The organism is Dellaglioa sp. CoH-57-MRSF-18 (assembly GCF_056781995.1).
In genome coordinates, this window is the sequence record NZ_JBXAXX010000117.1 from 1 (window position 1) to 395 (window position 395).

A 395-nucleotide genomic window follows, 5' to 3' on the forward strand; every position below is an offset into this window, starting at 1 on the left:
ATGTTTGTTGCGGAGACTATGAGAAGGAAATGCTAGTAACACACGCAGGCCGCTAAATAAAAAAGCCCCGCCAACTAAATAGTTGGCGGGGCTTTTTTATTTAGCTCTGCGGTTGTGCGTAGTACACCGAAACATCTGCATTAGGTGAATTGGCAGCTACGGGAGCCGAGTTTGTTATCACAACGGCCGTGTACTTATCGTCCAGCACCAACATCGTATTCACATTAAACGTGATGTTAACGGCAGTTGGTGTGGTGACCTCTACAGTTAGCGGCGCTGTTGTGGCAATGGCCAGTCCCTGCACCGGACCTAGCGTCATGCTAGTAGTCGGAGTCAAGCGTTGACCTATCGCGCCTACGCCAGACGCTGGGTAAATCGAGCTGAGTGTTCCTACC

Annotated in this window: 1 protein-coding gene; it reads right to left on the minus strand. The window is 50.6% G+C overall.

Annotated elements, in window-relative coordinates; all coding sequences use genetic code 11:
- Positions 1-100: 100 nt before the first annotated feature.
- On the minus strand, positions 101-395 hold a 295-nt coding region (locus tag AC1RPG_RS08340), incomplete at its 5' end, for a hypothetical protein (RefSeq protein ID WP_481762524.1).